This window comes from Burkholderia sp. Ac-20379, from assembly GCF_017104645.1.
Lineage (GTDB): Bacteria > Pseudomonadota > Gammaproteobacteria > Burkholderiales > Burkholderiaceae > Burkholderia.
The window spans coordinates 1-2,615 of record NZ_JAAGPF010000543.1 but is presented as its reverse complement, the minus strand read 5'-3'; the positions used below and the strand labels follow the sequence as shown (position 1 = coordinate 2,615).

The window sequence follows — 2,615 nt, the reverse complement described above, 5'->3', positions numbered from 1 at the left end:
CGTCCACGGGGGCGTCGGCGATGGCGAGCGCGCTGGCGCTGGCGCCGGTCGCAGCGGGCACCGCGCGGGTCGCGGCGATCGAGGCGCTGGCCAGCGCGGCGTCGAGCAGTGCGACGGCGTGGTTGCCGGTATCTGCATTGGCGCCGGTATCGGAACCGGCGTCGACATCCGCACCGGCATTGGCATCGACGTCGACGAACCGCAGCGGCACGCCGAGCGCCTGCGCCGCGTTCGCCAGCGCCGCCGAGCGGATCGCGGCCTTCGGCGCGATCAACGCCGCCAGCGCGAGCGGCGACAGCCCGGCATCGGCCAGCGCCGCGAGCACGGCGCGCGCGAGCGGATCGCGACAGGGTTCGTTTTCGAGGTTGTCGTCGTCGGTGTCCGCGAACGCTTCCGCCGCCGCGGTCAACGCCACCACCACGCTGCGCGGATGAATCACCAGCTCGCCGCCCGCCGCGCTACCCGCCTGCGGCGTGATCCGTACCGCATGCGCGGCCGACGGATCGACCGGCAGCGCCACGCCGTCGAGCCAGGGCGCGTCGCCGTCGATGCGCGTCGACGCGCCGGCCAGCAGATCGGACACGAAACGCTTGCCCGCGCCGATGTCGGCCAGCGCATAGCCTTCGGGCGGATTGAGCACGCACGCGCCGAAGCGCAGCTCGCCGCTGGTGGTGATCGCGGGCGCGACGCCGAGCGTCTCGGCGATCTCGCGCGCGAGCAGGTTCACGCCGGTCAGCCCGCCGAGCAGCGGCACCACGGCGCTGCCGTCCTCGGCCACGGCCAGCACCGGCGGCTCGACGCCCTTGTCGGTCAGGCACGGCGCCACGCAGCGAATCACGATGCCGGCCGCGCACAGCGCGACGATCGGATGGCCGCGCGCATACAGCGCACGCAGGTGCGCGCCGAGTTCGGTGAACGCCACGTCGCCTTCGGCGCGGCCCGCGAGCGCATGGATCGCCGCGCCCGCATAGCGCGCGCGGATCCGCTCGGCCACCGGCAGCGCGCCCGCGCCGAGCACCACGATGGCCGGGGCGGCGTTCAGCCTTGCCATTTTTCCCCCGGCACGACGAGCAGCGAGAAGTAGGGCGAGGCCATTGGATCGACCTCGGCCAGCGGCACGATGCGCTGGTTCGCCATGGTCGCGCGCTCCACATACCGCGCACGGCTCGCGAGGCCCAGCTCGTCGAGCACGCGGCGCACCTTGTCGAAATTGCGGCCGAGCTTCATGACCACGGCCGCGTCGGCCTTGGCGAGCCGCGTGCGCAGTTCGTCCTCGGGCAGCACGCCCGACAGCACCGACAGCGTCTGGTTGCGGTACACCAGCGGCACGCCGAGCACGGCCGCGCCGCCGAGCATCGAGCAGACGCCGGGCACCACTTCGGTGTCGTAGCGGTGCGCGAGCCGGTCGTGCAGGTACATGTACGAACCGTAGAAGAACGGGTCGCCCTCGCAGATCACGGCCACGTCGCGGCCCGCGTCGAGATGGGCGGCCACCACTTCGGCGGCGGTGTCGTAGAAATCGGCGATCACGCGCTCGTAGCTGAGCGGCGGTTCGAGCGCCTCGGTGGTGACCGGGTAGACGAGTGGCAGTTGAAGTTGCGCGTCATGGAAATGCGCCTCGACGATGCCGTAGGCATTGCCCTTCTTGCCCCTGGCCACGAAATAGGCCACCACCGGCGCGGCCTGCAGCAGGCGCACGGCCTTCAGCGTCAGCAGCTCGGGATCGCCCGGGCCGACGCCGATGCCGAACAGGCGGCCGCGCGCGGGCGCCGCCGTTGCGGATGCGGGGCCGCTTGCGTTCACGGGCGCGTTCATTCGACCTCCGTGGCCAGGGCGTTGACGGCGGCGGCCGCCATCGCGCTGCCGCCGCGCCGGCCGGTTACCGCGACGAACGGCACGCCGCGGCTGTCGGCCGCCAGCATCGCCTTCGATTCGGCCGCGCCGATGAAGCCCACCGGAAAGCCGAGGATCAGCGCCGGCTTCGGCGCGCCCGCGTCGAGCATGTCGAGCAGATGGAACAGCGCGGTGGGCGCGTTGCCGATCACCACCACGCTGCCGGCCAGCGACGGCCGCCACAGTTCGAGCGCGGCGGCCGAGCGCGTGTTGCCGAGCTGCTGCGCGAGCGCCGGCACCTGCGGATCGCCGAGCGTGCAAAGCACCGGGTTGGCGGCCGGCAGCCGCGTGCGCGTGATGCCTTCGGCCACCATCCGCGCGTCGCAGAGGATCGGCGCGCCGGCCGCGAGCGCGTCTCGCCCGGCCCGGCCCGCGCCCGGCGAGAAGCGCAGGTCGGCGACGACGTCGACCATTCCGCACGCGTGGATCACGCGCACGGCGAGTTTTTCGAGGTCGGCCGGAATGGCCGTCAGATCGGCTTCGGCGCGGATCGTCGCGAACGATTGCCGGTAGATTTCCTGGCCGTCGCGAAGGTAGTCGAGCATGCGGTTCAGTCCTGATGGCGCCGCGCGGCGTCGAGCAACGCGGCGGCTTGGTCGATCGTCAGATGGCGCGCGTCGAGCCGGCCGAAGCCGTGCTCGCCGTCGCGCCGGTACAAGTCGTAACGGCCCGCCGCCACCGCCACCAGCGTTGCGGGGGCGGGCCACGGCTTCGCGCAGGCA

At 72.9% G+C, this 2,615-nt stretch carries 2 protein-coding genes and 1 pseudogene; all 3 read right to left on the bottom strand.

Annotated elements, in window-relative coordinates; genetic code table 11:
* Positions 1-1,051, bottom strand: a pseudogene (locus tag G3N92_RS32505) (cobalt-precorrin 5A hydrolase); the annotation flags it as partial.
* On the bottom strand, positions 1,039-1,815 hold the full coding sequence (locus G3N92_RS32500; RefSeq protein ID WP_206131626.1) for a precorrin-2 C(20)-methyltransferase: 777 nt from the start codon (positions 1,813-1,815) through the stop codon (positions 1,039-1,041). The pseudogene G3N92_RS32505 and the gene G3N92_RS32500, both read right to left, overlap by 13 nt.
* On the bottom strand, positions 1,812-2,438 hold the full coding sequence (locus G3N92_RS32495) for a precorrin-8X methylmutase (protein WP_206131625.1): 627 nt from the start codon (positions 2,436-2,438) through the stop codon (positions 1,812-1,814). Before G3N92_RS32495 ends, G3N92_RS32500 begins: the two co-directional genes overlap by 4 nt.
* Positions 2,439-2,615 lie beyond the last annotated feature (177 nt).

What these genes read in the sequence shown, in the direction of transcription:
- G3N92_RS32500 (WP_206131626.1), bottom strand. Translation starts at nt 1,815, where the DNA reads ATGAACGCGCCCGTGAACGCAAGCGGCCCCGCATCCGCAACGGCGGCG.
- G3N92_RS32495 (WP_206131625.1), bottom strand. Translation starts at nt 2,438, where the DNA reads ATGCTCGACTACCTTCGCGACGGCCAGGAAATCTACCGGCAATCGTTC.